The 26,825-nt window shown below is 60.9% G+C and carries 30 protein-coding genes; 16 read left to right on the top strand and 14 right to left on the bottom strand.

Features of this window, described 5'->3' with window-relative positions; genetic code table 11:
* Window positions 1–8 precede the first annotated feature (8 nt).
* Together M5B98_RS20810 and M5B98_RS20805 are read right to left on the bottom strand one after the other, a co-directional pair.
* Window positions 9–2,513, bottom strand: coding sequence for an ABC transporter permease (locus tag M5B98_RS20810; protein WP_248743821.1), 2,505 nt, complete (start codon window positions 2,511–2,513; stop codon window positions 9–11).
* Window positions 2,513–3,196, bottom strand: a complete 684-nt coding sequence (locus tag M5B98_RS20805) for an ABC transporter ATP-binding protein (RefSeq protein ID WP_085710774.1) — start codon at window positions 3,194–3,196, stop codon at window positions 2,513–2,515. The genes M5B98_RS20810 and M5B98_RS20805 overlap by 1 nt, the downstream gene beginning before the upstream one ends.
* Before the next feature lie 10 nt (window positions 3,197–3,206).
* On the opposite strand from M5B98_RS20805, the gene M5B98_RS20800 reads away from it, so the two are divergent.
* The 3 genes from M5B98_RS20800 (at window position 3,207) to M5B98_RS20790 (ending at window position 5,285) form a co-directional block, all read left to right on the top strand.
* Window positions 3,207–3,812, top strand: coding sequence for an arylesterase (locus M5B98_RS20800; protein WP_085730572.1), 606 nt, complete (start codon window positions 3,207–3,209; stop codon window positions 3,810–3,812).
* Between the two features lie 57 nt (window positions 3,813–3,869).
* Window positions 3,870–4,163: a hypothetical protein gene (locus tag M5B98_RS20795; protein WP_007908575.1), complete on the top strand. Its 294-nt coding sequence runs from the start codon at window positions 3,870–3,872 to the stop codon at window positions 4,161–4,163.
* Between the two features lie 150 nt (window positions 4,164–4,313).
* Complete coding sequence (locus tag M5B98_RS20790; RefSeq protein WP_248743820.1) at window positions 4,314–5,285, top strand: L,D-transpeptidase family protein; 972 nt, start codon at window positions 4,314–4,316, stop codon at window positions 5,283–5,285.
* A gap of 124 nt (window positions 5,286–5,409) precedes the next feature.
* Here the strand turns inward: M5B98_RS20790 and oprI are convergent, their stop codons facing one another.
* A complete protein-coding gene (gene oprI / locus M5B98_RS20785; protein ID WP_003183784.1) occupies window positions 5,410–5,661 on the bottom strand; it encodes an outer membrane lipoprotei OprI in 252 nt (83 codons plus the stop codon).
* 637 nt (window positions 5,662–6,298) lie between these two features.
* Between oprI and M5B98_RS20780 the strand changes: the two genes are divergently transcribed.
* Window positions 6,299–6,580: a GNAT family N-acetyltransferase gene (locus tag M5B98_RS20780; RefSeq protein ID WP_007955658.1), complete on the top strand. Its 282-nt coding sequence runs from the start codon at window positions 6,299–6,301 to the stop codon at window positions 6,578–6,580.
* A gap of 70 nt (window positions 6,581–6,650) precedes the next feature.
* Here the strand turns inward: M5B98_RS20780 and M5B98_RS20775 are convergent, their stop codons facing one another.
* The gene (locus M5B98_RS20775; RefSeq protein WP_011335309.1) at window positions 6,651–7,727 is read right to left on the bottom strand and encodes a 3-deoxy-7-phosphoheptulonate synthase; all 1,077 of its coding nucleotides are present in this window, start codon (window positions 7,725–7,727) and stop codon (window positions 6,651–6,653) included.
* A 129-nt stretch (window positions 7,728–7,856) separates the two neighbouring features.
* On the bottom strand, window positions 7,857–8,300 hold the full coding sequence (locus M5B98_RS20770) for a PilZ domain-containing protein (RefSeq protein WP_085710771.1): 444 nt from the start codon (window positions 8,298–8,300) through the stop codon (window positions 7,857–7,859).
* Here M5B98_RS20770 and M5B98_RS20765 point away from each other — a divergent pair.
* The 5 genes from M5B98_RS20765 (at window position 8,299) to cysB (ending at window position 12,268) form a co-directional block, all read left to right on the top strand.
* A complete protein-coding gene (locus M5B98_RS20765; protein WP_119429638.1) occupies window positions 8,299–8,685 on the top strand; it encodes a thioredoxin family protein in 387 nt (128 codons plus the stop codon). The two genes, M5B98_RS20770 and M5B98_RS20765, sit on opposite strands and share 2 nt — an antisense overlap.
* Window positions 8,685–9,641, top strand: a complete 957-nt coding sequence (locus M5B98_RS20760; RefSeq protein WP_248743819.1) for a putative 2-dehydropantoate 2-reductase — start codon at window positions 8,685–8,687, stop codon at window positions 9,639–9,641. Before M5B98_RS20765 ends, M5B98_RS20760 begins: the two co-directional genes overlap by 1 nt.
* A 31-nt stretch (window positions 9,642–9,672) precedes the next feature.
* Window positions 9,673–10,578 carry a 5'-nucleotidase gene (locus M5B98_RS20755; protein ID WP_248743818.1) on the top strand — a complete coding sequence of 302 codons (906 nt, stop codon included), beginning with the start codon at window positions 9,673–9,675 and terminating at the stop codon, window positions 10,576–10,578.
* Between the two features lie 98 nt (window positions 10,579–10,676).
* The gene (locus M5B98_RS20750) at window positions 10,677–11,180 is read left to right on the top strand and encodes a universal stress protein (RefSeq protein ID WP_085710767.1); all 504 of its coding nucleotides are present in this window, start codon (window positions 10,677–10,679) and stop codon (window positions 11,178–11,180) included.
* A 113-nt stretch (window positions 11,181–11,293) separates the two neighbouring features.
* A complete protein-coding gene (cysB, locus tag M5B98_RS20745) occupies window positions 11,294–12,268 on the top strand; it encodes an HTH-type transcriptional regulator CysB (protein WP_007955684.1) in 975 nt (324 codons plus the stop codon).
* Between the two features lie 21 nt (window positions 12,269–12,289).
* Here cysB and M5B98_RS20740 read toward each other — a convergent pair whose 3' ends face one another.
* Window positions 12,290–12,772, bottom strand: a complete 483-nt coding sequence (locus M5B98_RS20740) for a transcription elongation factor GreAB (RefSeq protein ID WP_248743817.1) — start codon at window positions 12,770–12,772, stop codon at window positions 12,290–12,292.
* Window positions 12,773–12,774: 2 nt separating this feature from the next.
* Window positions 12,775–13,182: a hypothetical protein gene (locus tag M5B98_RS20735; protein WP_248743816.1), complete on the bottom strand. Its 408-nt coding sequence runs from the start codon at window positions 13,180–13,182 to the stop codon at window positions 12,775–12,777.
* A gap of 124 nt (window positions 13,183–13,306) precedes the next feature.
* Here M5B98_RS20735 and earP point away from each other — a divergent pair, with 124 nt between their 5' ends.
* Together earP and M5B98_RS20725 are read left to right on the top strand one after the other, a co-directional pair.
* Complete coding sequence (gene earP, locus M5B98_RS20730) at window positions 13,307–14,449, top strand: elongation factor P maturation arginine rhamnosyltransferase EarP (RefSeq protein WP_248743815.1); 1,143 nt, start codon at window positions 13,307–13,309, stop codon at window positions 14,447–14,449.
* A 48-nt stretch (window positions 14,450–14,497) separates the two neighbouring features.
* Window positions 14,498–15,067, top strand: a complete 570-nt coding sequence (locus M5B98_RS20725; RefSeq protein ID WP_003226785.1) for an elongation factor P — start codon at window positions 14,498–14,500, stop codon at window positions 15,065–15,067.
* A 78-nt stretch (window positions 15,068–15,145) separates the two neighbouring features.
* Here the strand turns inward: M5B98_RS20725 and M5B98_RS20720 are convergent, their stop codons facing one another.
* The 3 genes from M5B98_RS20720 to M5B98_RS20710 form a co-directional block, all read right to left on the bottom strand.
* Window positions 15,146–15,565, bottom strand: a complete 420-nt coding sequence (locus M5B98_RS20720; protein ID WP_085710763.1) for an organic hydroperoxide resistance protein — start codon at window positions 15,563–15,565, stop codon at window positions 15,146–15,148.
* 283 nt (window positions 15,566–15,848) lie between these two features.
* Window positions 15,849–16,313 carry a MarR family winged helix-turn-helix transcriptional regulator gene (locus tag M5B98_RS20715; RefSeq protein WP_248743814.1) on the bottom strand — a complete coding sequence of 155 codons (465 nt, stop codon included), beginning with the start codon at window positions 16,311–16,313 and terminating at the stop codon, window positions 15,849–15,851.
* An 83-nt stretch (window positions 16,314–16,396) separates the two neighbouring features.
* Window positions 16,397–17,353: a LysR family transcriptional regulator gene (locus tag M5B98_RS20710; protein WP_085710761.1), complete on the bottom strand. Its 957-nt coding sequence runs from the start codon at window positions 17,351–17,353 to the stop codon at window positions 16,397–16,399.
* 112 nt (window positions 17,354–17,465) lie between these two features.
* On the opposite strand from M5B98_RS20710, the gene M5B98_RS20705 reads away from it, so the two are divergent.
* A complete protein-coding gene (locus M5B98_RS20705; protein WP_167443783.1) occupies window positions 17,466–18,215 on the top strand; it encodes a sulfite exporter TauE/SafE family protein in 750 nt (249 codons plus the stop codon).
* Here the strand turns inward: M5B98_RS20705 and M5B98_RS20700 are convergent.
* Window positions 18,205–19,059 (bottom strand): LysR substrate-binding domain-containing protein, encoded by an 855-nt coding sequence (locus tag M5B98_RS20700; protein WP_170931623.1) that lies wholly within the window; start codon window positions 19,057–19,059, stop codon window positions 18,205–18,207. The genes M5B98_RS20705 and M5B98_RS20700 overlap by 11 nt on opposite strands.
* A 97-nt stretch (window positions 19,060–19,156) precedes the next feature.
* On the opposite strand from M5B98_RS20700, the gene M5B98_RS20695 reads away from it, so the two are divergent.
* A complete protein-coding gene (locus M5B98_RS20695) occupies window positions 19,157–19,372 on the top strand; it encodes a DUF1127 domain-containing protein (protein WP_085607148.1) in 216 nt (71 codons plus the stop codon).
* A 64-nt stretch (window positions 19,373–19,436) separates the two neighbouring features.
* On the top strand, window positions 19,437–20,663 hold the full coding sequence (locus M5B98_RS20690; RefSeq protein ID WP_248743813.1) for a winged helix-turn-helix domain-containing protein: 1,227 nt from the start codon (window positions 19,437–19,439) through the stop codon (window positions 20,661–20,663).
* Between the two features lie 97 nt (window positions 20,664–20,760).
* Here the strand turns inward: M5B98_RS20690 and M5B98_RS20685 are convergent, their stop codons facing one another.
* A complete protein-coding gene (locus M5B98_RS20685; protein ID WP_114884552.1) occupies window positions 20,761–22,107 on the bottom strand; it encodes a class II 3-deoxy-7-phosphoheptulonate synthase in 1,347 nt (448 codons plus the stop codon).
* Between the two features lie 150 nt (window positions 22,108–22,257).
* Between M5B98_RS20685 and M5B98_RS20680 the strand changes: the two genes are divergently transcribed.
* Complete coding sequence (locus M5B98_RS20680; protein ID WP_085710756.1) at window positions 22,258–23,013, top strand: spermidine synthase; 756 nt, start codon at window positions 22,258–22,260, stop codon at window positions 23,011–23,013.
* Between the two features lie 3 nt (window positions 23,014–23,016).
* Here M5B98_RS20680 and M5B98_RS20675 read toward each other — a convergent pair whose 3' ends face one another.
* Complete coding sequence (locus tag M5B98_RS20675; protein WP_248743812.1) at window positions 23,017–23,808, bottom strand: crotonase/enoyl-CoA hydratase family protein; 792 nt, start codon at window positions 23,806–23,808, stop codon at window positions 23,017–23,019.
* A 422-nt stretch (window positions 23,809–24,230) separates the two neighbouring features.
* Between M5B98_RS20675 and M5B98_RS20670 the strand changes: the two genes are divergently transcribed.
* Complete coding sequence (locus M5B98_RS20670; RefSeq protein ID WP_007955707.1) at window positions 24,231–25,904, top strand: DEAD/DEAH box helicase; 1,674 nt, start codon at window positions 24,231–24,233, stop codon at window positions 25,902–25,904.
* A gap of 77 nt (window positions 25,905–25,981) precedes the next feature.
* On the opposite strand, the gene M5B98_RS20665 is transcribed toward M5B98_RS20670, so the two are convergent.
* Window positions 25,982–26,749, bottom strand: a complete 768-nt coding sequence (locus M5B98_RS20665; RefSeq protein WP_248743811.1) for a DODA-type extradiol aromatic ring-opening family dioxygenase — start codon at window positions 26,747–26,749, stop codon at window positions 25,982–25,984.
* Between the last annotated feature and the right edge of the window lie 76 nt (window positions 26,750–26,825).

Below are 26,825 nucleotides of genomic sequence, written 5' to 3'. Positions count from 1 at the left end.
GGAGTCTATCAACCCTCGCGCAGCACTGTCAGCGGGCTCGCATTCAGAGCCCGACGGGTGCCGAACACGCCGGCGCCACCGATCAGGACGGCGCCTATCAACGGCAGCACCAGCAACCATGGATGCGGGTGCCAGGGCAGGTCGAACGCGAAGCGATACAACACCAGGCTCACCACTTCCGTACCAATGGCCGCCAGCAATCCACTGACTGCGCCAAGCAAACCGAACTCGATCCGCCGCGCCTTGACCAGCAACTGCCGTTCCGCCCCTAGCGCACGCAATAAAGCACCCTGGCGAATGCGTTCATCCAGCGTCGCCTGCAACCCGGAAAACAACACCGCCATCCCGGCCGCCAGCACAAACAACAACACGTACTCCACCGCCAGGGTGACCTGGGCGAGGATGCTGCGCAGCTGTTCGAGCAAGGCTTCGACCTGCAGGATGGTCACCGCCGGGAAGGCTCGCGACAGCTCGACGATCTGCTGGTCGTGACCGGGCGCCAGATAGAAGCTGGTCAGGTAGGTCGCCGGTAGATCTTTCAACGTGCCGGGCTGGAAGATCATGAAGAAGTTCGGCTGGAAGTTGTCCCAGTTGATCTCTCGCAGGCTGGTGACCTTCGCTTCGCGATTGACTCCGCCAACGGTGAACACCAGATGATCACCGAGTTTGAGCTTGAGGCTTTCGGCGACCTTGCTTTCCACCGAGACCCCGGGAATCTCGTCCGAGGGTTGTCCGCTCCACCATGAACCCGCGGTGATCTTGTTACCCGCCGGCAAGTCAGCGGCCCAGGTCAGGCTCAGGTCACGCTGGATCGCCCGGTCGCCGGCCGAATCCTTGCTGACGATCTGCTGCACCGCCTCGCCGTTGATGCTGATCAGCCGTCCCGGCACCACCGGGTACAACGGCGCAGCCTGGGCCGAGACATTGATCAGGTGATCGGTGAAGGCCTGTTTGTCCGCCGGCAGGATGTTCAGGGCGAAATAGTTGGGGGCGTTTTTCGGCAGCTGGTTTTGCCAGGTGTCGAGCAATTCACCGCGCAGCAGTGCAATCAACGCCATGGACAGCAGGATCAGACCGAATGCCAGGGACTGCCCGGCCGCCGCGAGCGGGTGACGCAGCAACTGGCCCAAACCGAGACGCCACGGCAGGGAGGCGCGAGCCAGCAGGCGACGCAGACTGTTGAGCAGCAGCAACAGCAAACCACCCAGGACCAGTGCAGCGACTACGCCACCGCCGAGCAAGGCAAACGTCAACAGCAGATCCAGGCTCAGGCGCCACATGATCAACCCGAGCGCACCGAGTGCAGCGCCGTAGACCATCCAGGTGCTCGACGGAATTGGCAGCATGTCGCGTCGCAGCACTCGCAACGGCGGCACACGGCCGAGGGCGGCGAGCGGCGGCAGAGCAAAACCGGCCAGCGCCACCAGCCCGGTGCCGATCCCCGCCAGCGCCGGAAGCAAGCCACCCGGCGGTACGTCGGTCGGTAGCAGATCATGCAGCAGCGCAAACAACCCCAACTGAGCAAGCCAGCCAAGCAAGGCGCCGCTGAGGCTGGCGAACAAGCCGAGTACCGCCAGTTGCAGGCTGAACAACACCATGGTTTCCCGGCGTGACAATCCCAGGCAACGGAGCAGGGCGCTGGCATCGAAACGGCGACTGGCGAAGCGATTCGCCGACAGCGCCACGGCCACACCGGCCAACAGCACGGCAACCAGACTGGCCATGTTCAGATAACGCTCGGCCTTGCCCAGTGCGCCGCCAATCTGCCGGTTGCCGTCGCGGGCATCCTGAATCCGCTGGTTGGCGGCAAGGTCTGGCTTGATCAGCTGGCGATAGGTTTCCAGCGTGTTCGGTTCGCCGCGCCACAGTTCGCGATAGCTCACCCGGCTGCCGGGCTGGACCACGCCGGTCGCGGCGAGGTCTTCGAGGTTGATCAACACCCGTGGCGTCAGACTATAGAAGTTGCCGGCGCGATCCGGTTCGTAAGTCAGCACTCTGGTGAGCTTCAGCGTCTTCATGCCGACGTCGATGCTGTCGCCGATCTTCAGGTCCAGCGCCGTGAGCAGGCGCGATTCGACCCAGGCTTCTCCCGGTTGCGGTTCGCCGCCCGACGCTTCGGCAGCCAACGGTGCCGGGGCACTTTTCAGTTCGCCACGCAGCGGATAGGCACGGTCGACGGCCTTGATGCTCGACAGCTGAATGCCGTTGTCGGTGGCGATGACGCTGGAGAATTCGACGATTTGCGCATGGTCGAGGTGCAGCTCGGTGCCGCTCCTGATTTGTTCCGGCCGTGCGGGGGAGCTGCCTTCGAGCACCAGGTCCGCGCCGAGAAACTCGGTAGCGCGCAACGTCATCGCACCATTCAGGCGGGCACCGAAGTAGCCGATGGCGGTACTGGCGGCAACCGCCACCAGCAAGGCGAAGAACAGCACCCGCAACTCCCCGGCGCGGGCATCGCGCAAGAGCTGGCGCAGGGCAAGGCTGAACAGGCGCAACAGCGGCAGACGTGCCATCAAGGCTCCAGGGGGGCGACCAGCAGGCCGGCTTCAAGTCGGATCAGGCGCCGGCAGCGATGGGCCAGGCGTTCGTCGTGGGTCACCAGCACCAGGGTGGTACCGCGTTCCTTGTTCAATTCGAACAGCAGGTCGCTGATGCGCTCGCCAGTGTGGCTGTCGAGGTTGCCGGTGGGTTCGTCGGCGAACAGCACGTCCGGCTCGGCGGCAAAGGCCCGGGCGATGGCGACGCGCTGTTGTTCACCACCGGAGAGCTGGCGCGGCGAGTGCGTCAGGCGCTGGCCGAGGCCAACTCGTTGCAACAATTCCGTGGCGCGACCGCGGGCGTCTTTGCGGCCATCGAGCTCCAGCGGCAGCATGACGTTTTCCAGCGCATTGAGACTGTCGAGCAGCTGGAACGACTGAAACACGAAACCCACGTGTTCGGCACGAATGCGCGCGCGCTGGTCTTCGTCGAGATTGCTCAGGGACTGTCCGGCCAGAACGACTTCGCCGCTGCTTGGCAGATCGAGGCCGGCGAGCAGGCCGAGCAGGGTGGATTTGCCGGAGCCGGACGCGCCGACGATGGCCAGGCTGTCGCCCTTGTTCAGTTCCAGGCTGAGTTCGTGCAGGATGGTCAGTTCACCTTCCGCGCTGGGAACCACTTTGCTAAGGTTCTTCGCGGTGAGAATGCTTGCGCCCATGGAGAATCCGATGCGTGTGTGGTTTTTGAGTGCTGGCCTGGCCTTGATGTGCATGGCCCAGAACGCAGCGGCGGGTACAGTCCTGATCGTTGGCGATAGTATCAGCGCCGGTTTCGGACTGGATACCCGGTTGGGGTGGGTGTCGTTGCTCGAGCAGCGGCTCAAGTCCGAAGGTTTTGACGATAAAGTGGTCAACGCCTCCATCAGCGGCGACACCAGTGCAGGAGGCCAGGCGCGGCTGCCGGCGCTGCTTGCAGAGCACAAGCCGGAGCTGGTGATCCTCGAGTTGGGGGGCAACGATGGCCTGCGCGGAATGCCGCCGACGCAATTGCAACAAAATCTTGCTTCGATGATCGACAGCTCCCGTCAAAGCGGTGCCAGGGTGCTGTTGCTCGGCATGCAACTGCCGCCCAATTACGGCAAGCGCTACACCGATGCCTTTGCCCAGGTCTACGGCAAGCTGGCCGAGGAGAAAAAGATCCCGCTGGTGCCGTTTTTCCTCGAGGGCGTGGGCGGGCACCCGGACTTGATGCAGGCCGACGGTCTGCACCCGGCAGCCGGGGCCCAGGGCAAGTTGCTGGAAAATGTCTGGCCGACGCTAAAACCGCTGTTATGAGGCTTTTCTAGCGGCAGGCTTTCGGCTAATGTGGCGCCCCCCTAAATGGAGCCCCCGATGTCGCGTTCTGCCTGGTCCCTGTTTGCCTACCAACTGATCGAGCCTGACGAACAGCTGGATCTGTTCGCCTGCCAGGAAGTGCGGGTGCATCTGGTGACCCGTCAGCTGGAACTCGGTGGCTCGGCCGACCGGACCCTGTGCGGCAGTCTGCTGCCGGCGCAACCGCGCTGGTCGAGCGTGGATCGCCGGGTGTTCCAGGATCAGCGCCTGTGCTCGTTGTGCCGGGCGATTCTCGAATCGCAGAAGCGTGGCACCTCGCCAATCTGGCCTGAACTGCGTTTCGAGCTTTAAGCACACGCATCTGTCGAACGCCGTCCGGGCTGGCGGCCGCTTCAATTATGAAGACTTCTGCCAGCCCATCGGCGCATCTCCCCGAATTCCCTGGGCGCGGTGTACAATCGCGTTCTTATACCCTTGTCGATCTTGCGAAGGATTCTCCGGATGTTGCCGCGTTTCCCTGCCGTCACCCGCTGCCTGTCTCTTGCCGCCCTGTGTGTGGCCGGCCCCGTTGCCGCCCTGGAGTTTCCCCTGCCACCACCTGGTGAAGACATCATCGGCCAGGTGCAGGTGATCAAGGCCAAGTACGAAGATACCTTTGCCGATCTGGGCACCACCTACGATCTGGGTTATTCGGAAATGGTCGCGGCCAACCCGGGCGTCGATGCCTGGTTGCCGGGCGCCGGCACCGAAGTGGTCCTGCCGACCCGCTTCATCCTGCCGCCAGGCCCGCGTGAAGGCATCGTGATCAACCTCGCCGAATACCGTCTCTATTACTACCCGAAAGGCCGGAACGTGGTGTACACCTTCCCGCTGGGTATCGGTCGCGAAGGCTGGGGCTCGCCAATCGCCCACACCACGATCACCGCCAAGACGCCGAATCCGACCTGGACACCGCCAGCCTCGATCAAGGCCGAACACGCCGCCGATGGTGATCCGCTGCCGAACGTGGTGCCAGCCGGCCCGGACAACCCGCTGGGGCCGTTCAAGTTCACCCTGGGCACGCCGGGCTACCTGATCCACGGTTCGAACAAGAAGTTCGGTATTGGCATGCGCACCAGCCACGGCTGCTTCCGCATGTTCAACAACAACGTGCTGGAAATGGCCAGCATGGTGCCGGTGGGGACTTCGGTGCGAATCCTCAACGACGCGTACAAGTTCGGTCGCAGTGGCGGCAAGATCTACCTGGAAGCGCACACGCCGATCGACGACAAGGGCAACCCGTCGGTGGTCGACAAGCACACCGCCGTGATCAACGCGATGCTCAAGCGTGAAGACATCACCAACAACCTGCGCATGAACTGGGATGTGGTGCGTGATGTGGTGGCGGCGGAAGATGGCCTGCCAACTGAAATCGGCACACCGAACACCTCGGCGCCGATCGTTTCCAGCACACCGATCGACCTGCAACAGTAAGCCGGAAAACAGAACCCGCCGATGCGTGAGCGTCGGCGGTTTTTTTTATTGCATGAAGAAAATTTCAGGCAAAAAAAAGCCGACCCGAAAAACGGGTCGGCTTGATAACAATCCCGAAGGACTATTACTTGCGGCTAGCTTTTTCCAGCATGCGCAGAGCACGCTCGTTAGCTTCGTCAGCAGTCTGTTGTGCTTTTTGAGCAGCAGCCAGAGCTTCATCAGCTTTACGGTAAGCTTCGTCTGCACGAGCCTGGGAGCGAGCAGCTGCGTCTTCAGTAGCGGTCAGACGTGCTTCGGTTTCTTTCGATGCGCTGCTGCAACCGGTAGCCAGAACTGCGGCCAGAGCCAGAGCAGAGAATTTCAGAACGTTGTTCATCGTGTTCCCCTTCAAGGACTTTCAATTAAGTGGCTGTCTCCTCCGATTGAGGAAATAGCCGGCGTACATACTACCCATTACTTGTAGTAAGTAAACTGACGTAAGGCAAGAAGCAAAAAAAATTGTAGGCGTTGATTCTTTTTCGAGCAACTTTTAACCGGGCTGTATAAAAAATATTCAGCTGTAACGCCCGTCGTGAGCGAGTTATTGAGAAAAAGTTCCCGTTGTCGGGTGCTGTTTTGCAGGTAGTGGCTAGAGTCTGCCTATATGGGTTCGTCTACACTTTTGTTCCGATTTTGCGTGACAGCTCGCATATCTTTGTCCATGTTCAGGTGACTTAAAAAAACCAGGCACGTCTTAAGTCTCAACATCCGGCGATGTTCAGCCTTTCGGTTCGGGACAAGGTTCTCCCGAAGCGGTCCTGAGTCCACCGGAACTGCCCCGTCAATCAGCCTGATGACGAGTGCGCCTTGAGCATTTTCGTCATTGGTGCCTACTATTTGATACGTGCTCGGGTTGCGCGAGATCGGTGCGGTTCTTCTCGGTGTCCATCAGGCACGGGGTGGCGTAGATGTTCCTTCGCCGGGAAAACATCGGTAAGGTAGGGGTCAGCATTCGAGACCCGCGAGGAGTAGTGATGAGCGAGGCGTTGTCCATCCACCATGACCAGGCTGGTCATCAGTTCGAGACCAATGTGGACGGTCATCGTGCCTACCTGACCTATATGGATCTGGGGAAACAGACCCTGGATATCTACCGCACCTTCGTGCCCAACGCATTGCGTGGCCGAGGCATTGCGGCGGCCCTGACCGAGCGGGCACTTCAGTACGCCGATGAAATGGGCTACACGGTCATCCCGTCGTGCTCCTACGTGGAGCGCTACATGGAGCGTCATCAGCGGCGCACGGCCAAGATCTGACTGACCTCACACCGCACACACAAAAACGCCGGGCAATGCCCGGCGTTTTTTTATGCCTGCGAAACGGCTGTCAGCCGCGCTGACGTTTCGGCAGTACATCCTTGAGCTTGGCGTGCATGCTGCGCAAGGTGTTTTCGGTGGCCGACCAGTCGATGCAGGCATCGGTGATCGAAACGCCGTATTGCAGGTCGGCGAGGTCTTTCGGAATCGCCTGGCAGCCCCAGTTCAGGTGACTCTCGACCATCAGGCCGATGATCGACTGGTTGCCTTCGAGGATCTGGTTGGCGACGTTCTCCATCACCAGCGGTTGCAGGGCCGGATCCTTGTTGGAGTTGGCGTGGCTGCAATCGACCATGATGTTCGGCTTGATCTTGGCCTTGTTCAGCGCCTGTTCGCACAGGGCGACGCTGACCGAATCATAGTTCGGCTTGCCGTTGCCGCCGCGCAGCACCACGTGACCGTAGGCGTTGCCCTTGGTGGTGACGATCGACACGCCACCTTCCTGGTTGATGCCCAGGAAACGGTGCGGGCTGGAGACCGACTGCAAAGCGTTGATCGCCACGGTCAGACCACCGTCAGTGCCGTTCTTGAAGCCGACTGCCGAGGACAGGCCGGAAGCCATTTCACGGTGGGTCTGGGATTCGGTGGTGCGGGCGCCGATGGCCGACCAGCTGATCAGATCCTGCAGGTACTGCGGGGAGATCGGATCAAGGGCTTCGGTCGCGGTCGGCAGGCCTTTCTCGGCCAGGTCCAGCAGCAACTGGCGACCGATGTGCAGGCCGTCCTGGATCTTGAACGAGTCATCCAGGTACGGGTCGTTGATCAGGCCTTTCCAGCCGACGGTGGTCCGCGGTTTTTCGAAGTACACGCGCATGACCAGATACAAGGTGTCCGACACTTCCGCCGCCAGCACCTTCAGGCGGTCGGCGTATTCGTGGGCAGCCTTGATGTCGTGGATCGAGCAAGGCCCGATGACCACGAACAGACGGTGGTCGGTGCCATCGAGAATATTGCGGATGACTTCGCGACCCTTGGTGACGGTGCGCAGGGCAGCGTCGCTCAGAGGGATATCACGCTTGAGCTGATCGGGAGTGATCAGGGTCTCGTTGGAAGCGACGTTCAGGTCGTTGATCGGTAAATCAGCCATCGTTTACTCGTCAGGTCACGGGTGCCGGCCGCCAGCGATCCCCGCGCGGCGGAGCACAGCAGATTTAAGCGCGTCGGGGAGCCGAACCTTAGCGCGTCAGGCGCCTGTCGACAATGGGCAAGTCACTGTTCAGTCCAGTACTGGCTGCGCAAAAGCCTTGCGAACGGTGTCGTGGGAGAACTCGTCGGCGTGTTGTTCGACCCATTGCAGGGCCAGGGCCTGAATATCCTGGAGGTCGTCGTGGGCGTCGTTGAGCCGGCAATAGCGTTCGATCTGACACACCTGCTCACCCATTCGGGCGCTGAACAGGGTCTGTTCGTCAGTGAAGGCGATGCCCACCAGATAGCCTTTCTTGCGTCGCAGGCACCAGGCCACGTAGCCCGGATAACAGATGTCGGCATTGAGTGTCGGCATTCGCACCTGCAGCGCGGTGCCATGGCGCCAGGCGCGGTGGTAATTGCAAGCGATGCCGCCGAGGCTGATAGTGTGCAGCTGTTGCCGCGAAATACACTCAGGTTTGAGCAACGTTAATTCGACGGGCACATCATCCGGATGAGGAATAAACCGTCCCATGAGCACAGACTCCCTGTGTCGGCCATCTGACATTGTTTCCCCCAGTATAGTGTTCGAATCCGAACTGACCGATTTCGACGCCGACCAACGGCTGCTGGCGATGAGCGGCGTTTCGCTAGTGATTTTCACCAGCATCGGCTGCGCCAGTTGCCGTTATGCCCGCGAGGTCCTGCCGGGGCTTGATCTGGCAGTCGATCGCCTGTGCTGGATCGATGCCGGTGACAACGGCGGTCTGGTCGAGCGTTATCAGGTCTTTCATTTGCCGGCGCTGTTCGTGGTGCGCGACGGCGAGTTCTTTGGGGCAGTACACACGCGTCTGAATGCCGCTGAGCTGAACGCAGCCGTGGCGCAGGCGCTGGGTCGAATTGCAGAGGAGTTGCCGTGATGGGGGCAGTAGTCAAGAAGCCGGTGGTAGGGATTATCGGCACCGGTGCAATCGGAGGGTTCTACGGCTTGATGCTGGCCCGGGCCGGATTCGATGTGCACTTTTTGCTGCGCAGCGAGTTTTCCGCGGTCGCCGAGCGCGGATTGCAGGTGGACAGCGCGGTTCACGGCACACTGACATTGAATCCGGTGCAGGCCTATTCATCGGCTGAAGACATGCCGCCCTGCGACTGGTTACTGGTCGGTGCCAAAACCACCAGCAATGCCGGCCTGGCGCCGTCGATCATTCAAGCGGCGAAACCCGACGCGAAAGTGCTGGTGCTGCAGAACGGCCTCGACGTCGAAGACAGCCTGCGGGCGTTGCTGCCCGATTCCCTGCACTTGCTGGGCGGCCTGTGCCTGATCTGCGTTCATCGGGAAGGTCCGGGCCACATCACCCATCAGGCGCTGGGGGCGGTGAACGTCGGTTATCACAGCGGTCCGGCAGCCGATGATGCGGCGCGCTTGGCGATCGTCGAGGAGGGCGTCGGTCTGTTCCGTGCCGCCGGCATCGACTCCCAGGCCATGCCGAACCTGCACCAGGCGCGCTGGCAGAAACTGGTCTGGAACATTCCCTACAATGGTCTTTCGGTGTTGCTCGGGGCGAGTACCACGCCGCTGATGGCCGATGCCGACAGCCGCGCGCAGATCCAGGCGCTGATGGCCGAAGTGGTGCAGGGCGCCAAGGCCTGTGGCCATGACATGCCGCCCGGTTACGCCGAGTACCTGTTCATGATGACCGAGAAAATGCCCGACTACTGGCCGAGCATGTACCACGATTTTCTGCACAAGCGACCGCTGGAACTGGACGCCATCTACGCTCGACCTTTGGCGGCGGCAAAAGCGGCAGGTTGCGAGCTGCCGCGAATCGAGGCGTTGTATCGCCATTTGCGTTTCATCGACCGGCGTAACACCTGAGTCGATTCTTTGAGGGGATCTGGGGGAAGGCATGGCCAAGAACATTGATGACAAACTGGTGCTGGCGATTTCGTCCCGTGCCCTGTTCGACCTGAGCGAGAGTCACAAGGTCTACCTGTCGAGCGGCGTCGAAGCCTATCGGCAATATCAGATCGAGCACGAAGACGAAATCCTCGCGCCGGGCGATGCCTTCCCGCTGGTGGAAAAACTGCTCAACCTCAACAGTCGCCTCGGCCGTGCCCGGGTCGAGGTGATTCTGGTGTCGCGCAACAGTGCCGACACCGGTCTGCGGGTGTTCAACTCGATCGATCACTACGGCCTGGCGATTTCCCGTGCGGCGTTTGTCGGCGGGCGCAGTCCTTATCCTTATCTCAAGGCCTTTGGCTGCGACCTGTTTCTTTCCACCCACGCTGAAGACGTGCGCTCGGCGCTGGACAACGGTTTTGCGGCGGCGACCATTCTTTCCGGTGGCGCCAGCCGTGCGGCCAGCGATGAATTGCGCATCGCCTTCGACGGCGACGCGGTGCTGTTTTCCGATGAGTCGGAGCGGGTCTATCAGTCCGGCGGCCTCGAAGCCTTTCAGGCCAAGGAACGTGAATCCGCTCGCGAACCGTTGCGTGGCGGGCCGTTCAAGGGCTTCCTCGCAGCGCTCAATCTGTTGCAGCGTGAGTTCCCGGACGATAACTGCCCGATCCGCACCGCACTGGTCACCGCGCGTTCGGCTCCGGCTCACGAACGGGTGATCCGCACCTTGCGTGAGTGGGACATCCGTCTGGACGAGTCGCTGTTTCTGGGCGGCCTGACCAAGTCGGCGTTCCTTGAAGCGTTCGCTGCGGACGTGTTTTTCGACGATCAGGCCGGTCACTGCGAGCTGGCCCGGGAGGTGGTCGCCACCGGCCATGTCCCCCACGGCATCAGCAACGAACCGGTTGTCTAAAGCCCTCGTGGTTCAAGACGTTGCGTCGCACGTCGTACTCGCCAAGGCACTGCTAAGCTGAATCAAATCTCCGCCATGTTGGCTTGCGAGGAGGTCATATGATTCGTTCGATGCTGTATGCCACTGACCTCGGCCTGTACGCACCGTTAGTGATGCAGCATGCCCTGGCGATGGCGCGAACATTCAATGCCGACTTGTATGTGGTGCACGCGGTGGAGCCCATGGGGCTGTTTGCCGAATCGGTGTTGCAGAGCTATCTCGACGAACAGGCGTTGAACGAATTTCACAGTCAGGGTCTGAAAACCGTCATTGCCAATATCGAGCAACGGGTGCTCGACAGTTTTCGCGAAGAGCTGGGGGACGAGGGCGAGCAGGATCTGCTACGGATTCGCGCGGTGCGGGTGCTGCAGGGCGATCCGTCGCAGGTGATTCTCGACCAGGTCCAGAAACTCTCCGTCGATTTGCTGATCGTAGGAAGTCACAGCCACGGGGTCGGGGCGGAAACACCGTTGGGGCGCACGGCGACGCGATTGCTGCAATTGTCCAAGGTGCCGGTTTACATGGTGCCGCTGGTGGAGCGTCGGCGTCGGGAGGATCGCTGAGACGGTAATAATGGCGTTTTGATAAAAAAGTTCTAGATTTATTCTTCAAACCATTAATATAGTTATATACCGTCGCTGATGCCCGTGGCGTCTACCTGCTTTGAGGGATTCATATGAAGCTTCAACAATTGCGCTACATCTGGGAAGTGGCGCACCACGACCTCAACGTTTCCGCTACAGCCCAAAGTCTCTACACCTCGCAACCGGGCATCAGTAAGCAAATCCGTCTGCTGGAAGACGAACTGGGCGTCGAAGTGTTCGCCCGAAGTGGCAAGCACCTGACCCGCGTCACGCCGGCCGGCGAGCGCATCATCACCACCGCCGGTGAGATTCTGCGCAAGGTCGAAAGCATCAAACAGATCGCCCAGGAATTCTCCAACGAGAAAAAAGGCACCCTGTCGATCGCCACCACGCACACCCAGGCACGTTATGCACTGCCGCCGGTGATCAGCAATTTCATCAAGCAATACCCGGACGTGGCGCTGCACATGCACCAGGGTTCGCCGATGCAGATCGCCGAGATGGCCGCTGACGGCACCGTGGATTTCGCCATCGCCACCGAAGCGCTGGAGCTGTTCGGCGATCTGGTGATGATGCCGTGCTACCGCTGGAACCGCTGCGTGGTCGTGCCTCAGGGCCACCCGCTGACCAAGCTGCCGAAGTTGACCCTTGAAGCGCTGGCCGAATACCCGATCGTGACCTACGTGTTCGGTTTCACCGGCCGTTCGAAACTCGACGAAGCCTTCAGTCATCGCGGCCTGACGCCGAAAGTGGTGTTCACCGCTGCCGACGCCGACGTGATCAAAACCTACGTGCGCCTGGGTCTGGGTGTCGGCATCGTGGCGAAAATGGCGGTCGATACCAAACTCGACAACGATCTGGTGGTACTCGATGCCAGCGAACTGTTCGAGTCCAGCGTGACCAAGATCGGTTTCCGTCGCGGCACTTTCCTGCGTGGCTTCATGTGCGACTTCATCGAGAAGTTCGCGCCGCACCTGACCCGCGAAGTCATGGCCAAGGCCATTCAGTGCCACAACAAGCAGGAGCTGGAAGAACTGTTCGAAGGCGTCGAACTGCCGGTTCACTAAGCCCCTGTCACAAGCCCCTGTCTACAGCACCTCGGTGACAGCGAACTGTTGCCGGGTGCCCGCCACCAGAATCTCCACCTCATCACCCTCGAACTTGCCCATAAGGCTTTTGCCCAGCGGCGAGCGTGGGGTGATCACGGTGACCGGCTGACCGACCACGTCGACTTTCAGGCCCGCCGCATCCGGCGCCAGGAACAGCCATTGCTCGCGACCCTTTTCGTCTTCCAGACCGAGCAGGGCGCCGATTTCAATCCCGCGTTGATCGTCATAGGTCCTTAGCGTCAGGTTCTGGCAGACCGCCAGTGACTGGCGGATCTCCTCGACCCGTTTCGCTTGCCCTGCCGCCAGGTACGACGCCTCAAGCCCCAGGGTGTCGTACTTGTTTTCGGCGATGTTCTCTTCGTGAGTCGCGGTTTCGTAAGCGGTTTGTGCCGCGCGTTCGGCGATATCGAGGTCGACGCGCAGTTTGTCGAGAATCAGTTGGTGGACGGCGTGCTTGTTCATGATCAATCGCAGAATTGCAGGACGTTGGCGCGGCTCTTTTCGCTTGGGGCCGTCTGATCCTGCTGGAGCCAGAACTGGCATTTAGGGTTCGACTGGTTGCGCGTGCTGCTGCGGGCCTGATCCAGGCGATCCTGCTGTTCGTTCTTGCGCAGGTTTTCTTCGTACTGCTCGAACAGGCGGTTTTGCGGCTCGGTCTCTGGCTGCGGCTGGGCGACTGCCGCAGGCTTGCTCAGTTGTTGTACTGCATCCGCCACCGGTTGCAGTTGGCGGCTGAACAGCATCGAAGCGAGCCAGCACGTCAGCGCAATGGCCAGGAAACCCAGCCACAGACCCAGGGCAATGCTGCCGGTCAATTGCAGCGCGCTAAGCTGAACAGGCAAGGGACGACGCGGGGTTGGGCGGTAGGGCATGGCTGCCTCCTGGCGGATGATTGCGGGCAAGTGGCGATTGTCGCACGAAGATTAATTGTCGTCGGCTCTTCTGCACGCGGACATTTATGCGGACAATCGGCGCTTTTGCCAACGGGAGTCTTGAATGCCGCAGCCGAAAACCCGCTGGGACATCTTTTGTACCGTGGTCGACAACTATGGCGACATCGGCGTGACCTGGCGTCTGGCCCGGCAACTGGCGGCCGAGCATGCGCTGGCGGTGCGGCTTTGGGTCGATGATCTGCGTGCGTTCGAGCGTATTTGCCCGGAACTCGATATCCATCTCGATGCGCAATGGCAGCAGGGTGTCGAAGTCCGGCACTGGCCGACAGAATGGCCGGAAACGGACTCCGCCGACGTGGTCATCGCCGCGTTCGCCTGCCAGTTGCCGAGCGCCTATATGGACGCCATGGCCGAGCGGGAAAAGCCGCCATTGTGGATGAACCTCGACTATCTCAGCGCCGAGGACTGGGTGGTTGGCTGCCACGGTCTGCCTTCGGTGAAGTACAAGTCCGTGCAGAAGATCTTTTTCTTCCCGGGGTTCCAGGCCGGCACGGGGGGATTGTTGCGTGAAAGCGGATTGCTGGATCGGCGTCGGCGGTTTCAGCAGGATCCCGAGTCGCAGCGACAATTCCTGCAAGCCCTGGGGGTCGTTCCTGCGCCCGGTGCGCAACTGATTTCGCTGTTCGCCTACGAGAATGCCGGGCTCGCCAGTTGGCTGGATGTGCTCGCGGCTGATTCGACACCGACTCATCTGCTGGTGCCGGAAGGGCGGATTCTCGGTGATGTCGCGCGCTGGCTCGGTGTCGAGTCGCTGTCGGTCGGCGACTTCAATGTGCGCCAGGCGCTGACCGTGCAGGTGCTGCCGTTCGTCCGCCAGGATCAATACGATCAACTGCTGTGGTGTTGCGATTTCAATGCGGTGCGCGGCGAGGACTCGTTTGTCCGTGCGCAGTGGGCCGGTCGTCCGATGCTGTGGCACATCTATCAGCAGGACGAAGATATCCATCTGGACAAGCTCGATGCCTTCCTCGCGCTCTACGAAAAAGACCTTTCGCCCGCCGCTGCCGAGGCGATGAACGGTCTTTGGCGGGCCTGGAGTGCCGGGCAGCCTATCGGCGAGCACTGGCTTGAGGCCCGTAAACACTGGTCAGAACTGCAGGAAAATGCCGAAGCGTGGTGTCTGGAACAGGCCTTGCAGGCCGATCTTGCGACGGCGCTGGTACAGTTTTACCGAAATTGGATATGATACGCGGCCTAGATTTTTGTAAATCCCATCCAAATTCGGATATTCGCAATGAAAACTGGTAAAGAACTCAAACCCGGTACCGTGATCCGTATCGACAACGATCCTTGGCTGGTTCAGAAAGCTGAATTCACCAAATCGGGCCGTAACAGCGCGATCATGAAGACCAAGCTGAAGAACCTGCTGACCGGTTACAAGACCGAAACCGTTTACGGTGCGGACGACAAGCTGGACGACGTGATCCTCGACCGCAAAGAAGCGACCCTGTCCTTCATCAGCGGCGACACCTACACGTTCATGGACACCACCGACTACACCATGTACGAACTGAACGCCGAAGACATCGAAAGCGTTCTGCCTTTCGTTGAAGAAGGCATGACCGACGTTTGCGAAGCCGTGTTCTTCGAAGAGCGTCTGGTTTCCGTAGAGCTGCCGACCACTATCGTGCGTCAGGTTGACTACACCGAAGGTTCCGCTCGCGGTGACACTTCCGGCAAGGTGATGAAGCCTGCCAAACTGAAGAACGGTACCGAGCTGTCGGTTGCTGACTTCATCGAAATCGGCGACATGATCGAGATCGATACCCGCGAAGGCGGTTCCTACAAAGGCCGTGCCAAATAAGCACTGCTTTTTAAGGAAAGAAAAAGCCCGACCATTGAGTCGGGCTTTTTTGTGCCTGCGATTTTTGCTGCAGGGCAGTTACACGGTCACATGCAGGCGTACATCGACATTGCCACGAGTGGCGTTGGAGTACGGGCAGACCTGGTGGGCCGCGTCGACCAGGCTTTGCGCGTCAGCCTGTTCCAGGCCCGGCAGGGCGATATGCAGGTCGATGTCCAGACCGAAACCACCAGGAATCTGACCGATGCCGACGTGAGCGGTGATCGACGCGTCGTCCGGGATTTTGCGTTTGGTCTGGCTGGCGACGAATTTCAGCGCACCGATGAAGCAGGCCGAGTAGCCGGCAGCGAACAGCTGCTCAGGGTTGGTGGCCGCGCCGCCGGCACCACCGAGTTCTTTCGGAGTGGCCAGTTTGACGTCGAGGATGTTGTCGCTGGAGATCGCACGACCGTCACGGCCGCCGGTGGAGGTTGCGATTGCGGTGTAGAGAGTTTGCATGGTGTGAGCCTCGTCGAATGTGTGATTTGTTGCGCTAATTGTTTGCGCGCTAACTAGGTTCGAAGTAAATGTACTTCGCCAATGTTTAGTGCGCAAGATAATTTTTTGCGAAAGCACGGAAGCGAGACGTGGATCAGCTCGGGATGAGATCTCAAGCTTCTGATATGAAAGGCTTTTTTGAGAGAAAAACGAGAGAAAAAAATTTCGGGGGAGGGGGTGAAACAGAGAAAAATGCGATTTCCCTGCAGGTGCGAGGCTGCTCCTGCAGGGAAGAGGAGGAGGCTTAGGTCAGGCTGTCCTGCAGATGACCACGCAAGGCCTGCAATTCGGCTTGCAGGTTTTGCAGTCGTTCCAGCGTGAAGCCACTGGCCCCCAGAATGCATTGCGGAACGGTTCGGGCCTTGTCTTTCAACGCGCGGCCCTGTGCAGTCAGTTCAACGATCACCACCCGTTCATCCTCTCGGCTGCGGGTTCGGCTGAGCAGTCCTTCACCTTCCAGACGCTTGAGCAGCGGGGTCAGCGAACCCGGATCGGTCAGCAGGCGCGTGCTGATTTCTCCGACGGTCAAACCATCCTTCTCCCACAGCACCATCATCGCCAGATACTGCGGATAGGTCAGGCCAAGCGCTTGCAGCAAGGGCTTATAGACCTTGGTCATCATCAGCGAGGTGGAATGCAGGGCGAAGCAGGCCTGATTGTCGAGCAGCAGTTCTTCGCAGTGGTCGGTGGTGTTGCGGTCGGTGGTCATGTCGGTGCCTTGAACGGTGATGCAGATGAATCTAGCGCTCGATTGTTTAATGCGCCAGACAATTGTGCCCGATGGCGAATGGGTCAGTGCCGGCCAAGTTCTCGTTGCAGTGCCAGATCCCACGGTGGCACGGGGCTGAAACGGGTCTTGAGGTATTCCAGCAGCAGGCGGCTGCGGGAGCTGGCCTGTTGTTCCAGCCGCAGCGCGTAGATGCCGGTGCTCTCCGGTTTCGGCAGGCCGTTTTCACAGAACAGCGGCAGCAACTCGCCACGCAACAGGTATTCGCTGGCCAGCCAGGTCGGCAGATGCGCGATCCCGAGTCCCGCGAGCGCGCCGCAGACCAAGGCCTCGGCGTTGTTGGCGCTCATGCGGATTCTTGCCGGACGGTGCAGTTGCATTTGCCCGTCGTGTTCGAATCGCCAGGCGAAGGGCGGGGCAAGGCCATCCCAATCGAGGCCGTCATGTTCGCCCAATTGCGCCGGCTCGCTCGGCACGCCCCGACGCTTGAGGTAGTCGGGGCTGGCGCAGGCGATGCGCACCATGCTCGCCAGCGGTGTGGCGACCAGCCGAGTGTCGGCCATCTGTCCGGCGCGCAACACCAGATCGACCTTGCCCAGGTTCGAGCCATCCATGTCGACGAAGCTGTCGATCAGATGCAGTTGTACGTCCAGGCCCGGATACAGCACCAGAAAATCGGCAATCACCGGCGCCAGATGTCGTCGCCCGAACGCTGCCGGCGCATCCACCCGAATCAAGCCTTCCGGCGCGCTGCTCAGTGACACCGCTTCGGCGCGGGCCAATTGCAGTTCGGCAACGATTCGCCGGGCCCGTTCGGCAAACGCCAGGCCGGCCGGTGTGGCGCGGACTGCGTGAGTGCTGCGAATGAACAACTGACTGCCGACGGCGCTTTCCAGGCTGTCGATGCGTCGGGCAACAGCCGAAGGCGTGAGCGGATGTCGACGTGAGGCGGCGGAAAAACTGCCGCTCTCCAGCACGTCGAGGAACAGTCCGAGTTGTTCGGTCAATTGATTGGGGTTCATGAATCGGCTCAGTGCTTATGCGAATTTGGCAAAGCCATTGTGCGTTGCTGTGCGTTTCCGTGCCAGCGGTGACTGCGTAGGATGGGTCGCCTGACGTATGAGGAATTCTGCTGTGATCGAGTTTTTGCTGTACCTGTTGTTTGGCGCCGCCCTTGGCACCCTGGGTGGGATATTCGGCATCGGTGGCGGCTTGATTGCCATTCCGCTGCTGGGCGTGTGGTTCGGCCTCGATCAACAGATCGCCCAAGGCACGGCGCTGGTGATGGTGGTGCCGAACGTGATGCTGGCGCTGTGGCGTTATCACCAGCGCAACCGCATCGAACTCCGGCACGCTTTGCCGCTAGCGGTGATGGGATTCTGTTTTGCGTGGATCGGCTCGATCTGGGCCGTGGGCATTGACGCGCAAACCATGCGCATCGGTTTTGTCGCGTTCCTTGTGGCGTTGTCGGCCTACAACCTGGTGCGCATGTTCGGCGCGCGTCCGGCTGCGACGTCAGAGATGCGTTATTCATGGCCGTGGCTGGGCGTGCTCGGCGCGGCGTCCGGCACCATGGGCGGTTTGTTCGGTGTCGGCGGGGCAGTGGTGGCGACACCGGTGCTGACCAGCCTGTTCGGCACCACTCAGGTGGTCGCTCAAGGTTTGTCGCTGGCGCTGGCATTGCCGAGCACCGGTGTCACGCTGGTGACCTACGCGGTGCACCACGAAGTGGACTGGATGATCGGCCTGCCGCTGGCCCTCGGCGGTCTGGCCAGCATCAGTTGGGGCGTGAAAGTGGCCCACGCAATGCCGGAAAAGCTCCTGCGCGGACTGTTCTGCGGCTTCCTGGTGCTGTGCGCGGTGATGCTCGCCTTTAAAGTTTGAAGCCTTCGACGATGTGTTCGGCCAGGCATTCGGTGATCGGCGACGGATTGTTCAGGTTGCGGATCAGCATGATGCTGGCCTCGGGCAACAGCGGCAGATCCTCGGCAGCCCCGAGAATCCGCAGGTCCGGGGTGATCAGGCTTTCCAGTTGCGCGGTGATCGCCAGACCCGCGCTCACCACCGCCATCAGCGCTGACAGGCTGGTGCTGTTGTAGGCAATCCGGTACTCGCGGCCCATGGCGTCCAGCGCATTGCAGGCCCACAGGCGGCAGAAGCAATCACTGTTGAACATCGCCAGCGGCAACGGCGTCTGCTCGTGGGCGCTGAAGTTCTGCGCCTCGGCCCAGACGAAGCGCTCCTTGCGCAGCAGTTGGCCAATCTCGTTGCCTGGCTCGCGGGTGACGATCGACAGATCCAGGTCCGTGCGTTGCAGCAACTGTCGGGTCGACTCGCAGTGCACTTCAATCTGGATCAACGGATAGAACTGAGCGAAGCGCGACAGGATCCCCGGCAGAAACCGCATTACGTAATCGTCCGGCGTGCCGATCCGCACCGTGCCGACCATGTGCGGTTCACGCAGGGTGTTGAACACTTCGCTGTGCAATTTCAGGATGCGCCGCGCGTAGCCGAGCAACACCTGGCCTTCAGCGGTCAGGCGCACCTGACGCCCGTCACGCTCGAACAACTGGCGCTGCAACACGTCCTCTTCCAGACGCTTCATCTGCATGCTCACCGCCGATTGGGTGCGGTTGACCATTTCGCCCGCGCGGGTGAAACCGCCCTGATCGGCAATCGCGACAAAGGTGCGCAGCACATCGGTATCGATACTGGGGTACGCCGACAATTGATGAATCTCCGTGATGCATGCCATCAGAAACATTCGTTGGATTGATCGTAGCCCCGGCGCGAGACTTGAGCCATCCCAAAAAGGAGGCAACACGATGAAAGGTCAAAAACTGTATGTGAGCGATGAAAGAGTGCCGGTCCATCTGATTTCCGATTTGCTGCACAAGTTTAGCCGCTGGTACGAACTTCACCGTGAACGCGAACTGCTCGCCAGTCTGAGCGACGAGGCTTTGAAGGACATCGGGGTCAGCCGTGCCGATGTCGAACATGAAGCGATTCGGCCGTTCTGGGACGATCCGATGCATAAATGATGAGGCCATCGCTACACAAACCACTTTGTAGTGAGGTAGGTTGCGAGCAGACATGGAGGTACACATGCCCGCGACTTTGTCCTTTTCCCTTAAACAGGCTCGACGTCTGGCACTGGCTGCCCAAGGGTTTCACGGGCGCCAGCCGCCGGCTGTCAAAGCCCTGCACGTCAACCGGCTGATCGAACGCCTCGGCCTGTTGCAGATCGACTCCGTCAATGCCGTGGTGCGCTCGCACTACCTGCCGCTGTTTTCCCGTCTCGGTTCCTATTCTGCTGACTTGCTCGACCAGGCTGCCTGGAGTTCGGGGCGACGCCGTTCGCTGTTCGAATACTGGGGCCATGAAGCGTCGTTGCTGCCGCTGTCGATGTACCCGTTGATGGGCTGGCGGATGCAGCGGGCCAGGCGCGGTGAGGATATCTATCAGCAACTGGCACGTTTCGGCCGTGAGCAACAGGACACCATTCGCCGGGTATTGGCGTCGGTCGAGGAGCAGGGCGCACTGGGCGCCGGCAGTCTGTCGACCCGCGAGGAAAAGGCCGGCCCCTGGTGGGACTGGAGCGCGGAAAAACATGCGCTGGAGTGGCTGTTTGCCGCTGGCGAAGTGACCGTCGCCGGGCGGCGCGGCTTTGAAAGGCTTTATGACCTGCCGGAGCGAGTGATCCCAACCTCCGTGCTGCAACAACCATTGCCCGATGAGGCCGAGGCGCAGCGCGGTTTGCTGTTGCATGCGGCTGAGGCGTTGGGCGTAGGCACGGAAAAAGACCTGCGCGATTATTTCCGCCTGAACCCTGCTGATGCCCGCCCGCGTCTGGCCGAATTGGTCGAGGACGGGCAACTGCTGACCTGTGAAGTCGCCGGTTGGCGCCAGATCGCCTATTGCCTGCCCGAGCCGAAAATCCCGCGCAAGGTCGAGGCCAGTGCATTGCTGTCGCCGTTCGATTCACTGATCTGGGAGCGCAGCCGGACCGAGCGGCTGTTCGATTTCCGCTATCGGCTGGAGATTTATACGCCGCAGGACAAACGTGTTTACGGCTATTACGTGCTGCCGTTCCTGCACAACGAACGGATTGCTGCGCGGGTCGATCTGCGCGCCGAGCGGGCGGCGGGGCGCCTCGCAGTGCATGCGGTGCACGAGGAAGAAACGGGACTGGACGAGGCGGGGATGCTGGCCTTGGCGCTGAACCTGCGGCAGATGGCGGATTGGCTGGGGCTTGGGCAGGTGCAGCTCAATTGCCAGCGCGAAAGTGCGGGTCGGCTCCGGATGGCTATGGTTCAGATCGGCGGTGATTGAACTGGCCTCATCGCCAGCAAGCTGGCTCCCACATTGAATCTGTGTCGTACACAAAATCAAGTGGGAGCTAGCCTGCTAGCGATAGGGGCGATGCGGTTTAACGGCGAACTTGCTTCAGCGTCTCGGCAATCAGAAACGCCAGTTCCAGCGACTGATCGGCGTTCATCCGTGGGTCGCAGTGGGTGTGATAGCGATCCGACAAGCCATCTTCGGTGATCGGCCGCGCGCCACCGATGCATTCGGTGACGTTCTGCCCGGTCATCTCGATGTGGATGCCACCGGCGTAGCTGCCTTCCGCTTCGTGGACCTGGAAGAACTGCTTCACTTCGCCAAGGATCTGCGCGAAATCGCGGGTCTTGTAGCCGCTGCTGGCCTTGATGGTGTTGCCGTGCATCGGGTCGGAACTCCACAGCACCTGCTTGCCTTCACGCTGCACTGCGCGGATCAGCGCCGGCAGGTGATCGCCGACCTTGTTCGCGCCCATCCGTGCGATCAGGTTGAGGCGGCCCGGATCGTTGTCCGGGTTGAGCACGTCGATCAGTCGGATCAGATCATCGGGGTTCATGCTCGGGCCGACTTTCACCCCGATCGGGTTGTTCACGCCACGCAGGAATTCGACGTGGGCGCCGTCGAGCTGGCGGGTGCGGTCGCCGATCCACAGCATGTGCGCCGAGCAATCGTAGTAATCGTTGGTCAGGCTGTCGCGGCGCACGAAGGCTTCTTCGTAGTTCAGCAGCAGCGCTTCGTGGGCCGTGAAGAAACTGGTCTCGCGCAGCTGCGGCGAGCTGTCCATGCCGCAGGCGCGCATGAAAGCCAGTGTTTCATCGATGCGGTCGGCGAGGTGGCTGTACTTTTCGGCCAGCGCCGAGTTGGCGATGAAATCGAGGTTCCACTTGTGCACTTGATGCAGGTCGGCAAAACCGCCCTGGGCGAAGGCGCGCAGCAGGTTGAGGGTGGCGGTGGACTGGTGATAGGACTGCAGCAGACGCTCCGGATCCGGTACGCGGCTGGCCGAGTCGAAACCGATGCCGTTGACGATGTCGCCCCGGTAAGCCGGCAGGGTCACGCCGTCGATGGTCTCGTCGTTGGCCGAGCGCGGCTTGGCGAACTGGCCGGCCATGCGCCCGACCTTGACCACCGGGCAGCCGGCGGCGAAGGTCATGACGATCGCCATTTGCAGCAACACTTTAAAGGTGTCGCGGATCTTCGCGGCGGAGAACTCGGCGAAGCTTTCCGCGCAGTCGCCGCCTTGCAGCAGAAACGCCCGGCCCTGGGTGACTTCGGCAAACTGACGACGCAGCTCCCGCGCTTCGCCGGCAAACACCAGCGGCGGATAACTGGCCAGCGTCTGCTCGACCTGGCGCAGGTGCGCGGCGTCGGGGTATCGGGGTTGTTGCTGGATCGGCAAGGCGCGCCAGCTGTCAGGGCTCCAGGGTTGGCTCATCACGGTCTCTAAGGTTCTACGCACGGACGGCCATGTTAGCAGCAATTAGTGCGTGACCTGCTCCCGCCGCATCGCCGACAATCGCCGCTTTGCCACGGCACCATAGCGGTGCCATCGCGTCACCGCGCCCGGTGACCACCAGGAGACGAAATGACTGAGGAGCGCGTCGAGCTGTTGCTCGCCGAGGTACAGGATGAGTTCGGCGTGATTCGCGTGCTGGAAGTGGCCGACTACCGCTTTCTGGAGTTCGGCGATGCCATCGAGCAAAGCTGCGTGTTTACCGCCGACCCGAGCTGGCTGGAGTACGACTACACCCGGGCGATGCTGATTGGCGCGCTGTGCCATGAGCAACCGGAGAGCGCGTTGTTTCTCGGGTTGGGCGCCGGTACGCTGACCCAGGCCTGTCTCAAGTTCCTGCCACTGGAAGATGTCGAAGCCATCGAGCTGCGCCCCGATGTGCCGCGTCTGGCCATTGAATATCTCGGGCTGGATGACGATCCACGGCTGTACATTCGCGTTGGCGATGCAATCGAACTGCTGCCGACGGCCGAACCGGCGGATCTGATCTTCGTCGACCTTTACACCGATGTCGGCCCGGGTGCCGCGCACCTTGCGTGGAATTTCCTTGGCGACTGTCAGAAACGTCTGAATCCCGGTGGCTGGCTGGTGATCAACCAGTGGGCCACCGATGACGGCAAGCCATTGGGGGCGGCGCTGTTGCGCGGGCTCTATCACCGGCATTACTGGGAACTGCCGGTGAAGGAGGGCAACGTGATTCTGATCGTGCCGGCGGATCTCGATCAGGTGCTGGACATGCAGGCACTCACCGCGCGAGCTGAAGCGCTGGCGCCGAAGCTGGGTTATTCGTTGCAGTCGTTGATCAATTGCATCCGTCCGGCGACTTGAGTTTTAAAAGCCTTTGAAGTCGCCAGGTCTGCGCTCCACCAGTGACCGAACACCTTCCTTGGCATCCTCGGTTGCCAGCAATTTCTTCACCAGCGGCGGCAAGCTCTGCGCCGCTGCGGTCTCGCCTTCATAGCGCGCCTGACGCGCCGACATCAGCGTCGCCTGCACACCCAATGGCGCCTGTCGGGCAATCCGTTCCGCCAGTTCGATGGCGCGCGGCAGCAAGTCTTCGCTGGCCATGACCTCCTGCACCAGCCCAAGGCGTAATGCCTCATGGGCATCGAACTCGTCGCCGGTCAGCAGCCAGCGCATGGCATTGCCCCAGCCGGCGATTTGATGAAAGCGCAGCGTTGCACCGCCGAACGGAAAGATCCCGCGCTGCACTTCCATCTGGGCGAACCGAGTGTTGCTGGCGCACAGGTTGATGTCGGCGGCGAGCATCAGCTCGATGCCGATGGTCAGGCAATAGCCTTGCGCGGCGACAATCACCGGTTTGCTGACCCGCGGTCCGACGAAGACGCCCCAGGGATCGCAGCCGCCGGTCGGCACCTGCCAGCCCTGGGCGAGTGCGGAACTGGCGTTGACCAGATCAAGTCCGGCGGTGAAATGCTCACCATGGCCGAACACCACCGCCACTCGCGCGTCGCTGTCGGCCTCGAATTCGCCGTAGGCCAGGGCCAGGTCGTTGAGCAGATCTAGATCGAAAGCATTGCGCTTGGTTGCTCGGTCCAGACCAATCAAATGGACGTGACCGTGGCGCGCACGGCTGACGCGGCCGGGGCAGGGCTGATTCATGGGTGTTTCCTCGGACGGGAAGAAAGGGTGCAGCGACCAGATGCCGCACATCGGTGAATCGTTTAAGCGCCATCGCCCGCAGGGCCGGGGTCTTTGAAAAATAGACCTTTGCCCGATTATCCGCAAAACCCCGTTACACAGCGGTGACAACTGTATTTCACCGATAAAAAAAGCTCCCTTTTTGGGCAAATTCCGGTATAGTGCGCGCCGGCCTTTAACCGGGCCGCGTTTAGGTAGCGCAATTCCCCGAAGTCAGCTTCGGCTGCACGTCCGCACTGCGGGCTCTTCCTTGACGATTCTTTTTCATTCATTCGTTTTCGCAAATCCCCGCCGACAAAGCTGCCAGGGCGACTCTTGAGTCTCAACACGGCATGTGCAGCTTTGGAGCATGGGTCTTTGCGGATGCACTTAGAGGCAGACCCATGACCCAGGAAATCGGCGGCTTCGCCGCTCTTGAACTTCATCCCAATATTGTCGCTGCAGTAGTCGCTACCGGCTATGAAGAGCCTTCGGCCATTCAGCAGCAGTCGATCCCGATCATCCTCGCCGGTCACGATATGATTGGTCAGGCGCAAACCGGTACCGGTAAAACCGCTGCCTTTGCCCTGCCTATCCTGCACCGCATTGATCCGTCCAAGCGCGAGCCGCAAGCTCTGATCCTGGCCCCAACTCGTGAGTTGGCGCTACAAGTTGCAACCGCTTTCGAAACCTACGCCAAGCAAATGCCGGGCGTAACTGTTGTGGCTGTCTACGGCGGCGCGCCGATGGGCCCACAATTGAAAGCAATCCGTAATGGCGCACAGATCGTTGTCGCCACTCCGGGCCGTCTGTGCGACCACCTGCGTCGCGACGAAAAAGTGCTGCAGACCGTGAACCACCTGGTTCTCGACGAAGCAGACGAAATGCTCAAACTGGGCTTCATGGACGACCTCGAAGTCATCTTCAAGGCCATGCCGGAAACCCGTCAGACTGTATTGTTCTCGGCGACCCTGCCGCAATCGATCCGTGCCATCGCCGAGCGTCACCTGCGCGATCCAAAGCACGTGAAGATCCAGAGCAAGACCCAGACCGTTACCGCGATCGAACAGGCTCACCTGTTGGTTCACGCTGACCAGAAGACTTCTGCCGTTCTCAGCTTGCTGGAAGTGGAAGACTTCGACGCTCTGATCATGTTCGTGCGCACCAAGCAAGCGACCCTGGATCTGGCCAGTGCCCTCGACGCCAAAGGCTACAAAGCCGCCGCGTTGAACGGCGACATCGCCCAGAACCAGCGTGAGCGCGTCATCGACTCGCTGAAAGATGGCCGTCTGGACATCGTTGTGGCGACCGACGTTGCCGCCCGTGGTCTGGACGTACCGCGCATCACCCACGTATTCAACGTGGACATGCCGTACGATCCGGAATCCTACGTGCACCGTATCGGCCGTACCGGCCGTGCCGGTCGCGAAGGCCGCGCGCTGCTGCTGGTGACTCCACGTGAGCGCCGCATGCTGCAGGTTATCGAGCGTGTAACCGGTCAGAAAGTTGCCGAAGTACGTCTGCCGGACGCCCAGGCCGTTCTCGATGCCCGCATCAAGAAACTGACCAACAGCCTGTCGCCGCTGGTGGCTGACGCCGAATCGACTCACGGTGATCTGCTGGATCGCCTGACCGCCGACATCGGTTGCACCCCGCGTGCCCTGGCTGCCGCTCTGCTGCGCAAGGCCACCAATGGTCAGGCGCTGAACCTGGCCGCGATCGAGAAGGAACGTCCACTGGTGCCGAACAGCGCTCCACGTGGCGACCGTCCTGAGCGTTCCGGTGATCGTCCGGACCGTGGTGACCGCGAGCGTCGTGCTCCGATGCCGCTGGGCGAAGGCCGTGCCCGTTGCCGTACCGCGCTGGGCGCGCGTGACGGTATCGCGGCGAAAAACCTGCTGGGCGCCATCCTCAACGAAGGTGGTCTGGCACGTGAAGCCATCGGTCGTATCCAGGTGCGTGACAGCTTCAGCCTCGTCGAGCTGCCGGAAGATGGTCTGGACAAGCTCCTGACCAAGCTGAAGGACACTCGCGTTGCCGGCAAGCAGTTGAAGCTGCGTCGCTACCGCGAAGATTGATCTGCCTTTGGGCTGATTGATCGAACATAAAAAATCCCCGACTGGTTCGGGGATTTTTTTTGCCTGCGATTTGGGCTTCAGCCGAAGCGATAGATGTCCATGCCCAGCGCGCCCATGGTGAACCCTAGGTGCGCAATGCTGAACTCGCTGCCGGCGCCGCGGGCGAAGTACAGCGGAAGCAGGTGTTCGTCACTTGGATGGCTACGAACGGCGTTCGGCGCTTGCTGGCGGTAATCGTGCAGGGCGGCTTCATCATTGGCCGCCAGCCTGTCGATCATCCAGTCACGGAAGTCCCGGGCCCACGGCTCGACGCTTTCCGGGCCGGCGTGCCAGTCCAGTTCCCGCAAATTGTGGGTAATGCTCCCGGAGCCGATCAACAGAATGCCGTGTTCGCGCAGGCTGGCCAGCGCCTTGCCGACACGGGTCTGCAACGCCGGGCCGCCACGGCTGGGCAGGGACACCTGAACCACCGGAATATCGGCTTGCGGATACATCAGCGACAGCGGCACCCAAACGCCATGGTCGAAAGGGCGTTGCGGGTCGAGGCGTGCCGGCAGGTTATTGGCGCTCAGCAGGTCGGCGACCTCGCCGGCCAGTTGCGGATCGCCCGGAGCGGGATATTGCACTTCAAACAGCGCACGGGGGAAACCGCCGAAGTCGTGCCAGGTTTCCGGTTGCGGATGGCTGCTGACCAGCAGCTCATGGCTTTCCCAGTGGGCGGAAACGATGACGATGGCTTTAGGGCGTGGCAGTTCGGCGGCCAGTCGCGCCAGGGCCGGGCCGCTGGCGCCGGGCTCCAGCGCCAGCATGGGCGAGCCGTGAGAGATAAACAGGCTGGGAAACATGGAAGGGTTCCTGAGCGTTAAGATGGCTCATCTTCAGTCAGATCATTGATCTAATTCCAATATAAGTTTTAACGCT

Origin of the sequence: Pseudomonas sp. MWU12-3088, from assembly GCF_023242405.1 — a bacterium.
Lineage (GTDB): Bacteria > Pseudomonadota > Gammaproteobacteria > Pseudomonadales > Pseudomonadaceae > Aquipseudomonas > Aquipseudomonas kribbensis.
Note: the sequence above shows the minus strand (reverse complement) of the source record. Positions and strands in the feature narration are given on the sequence as shown.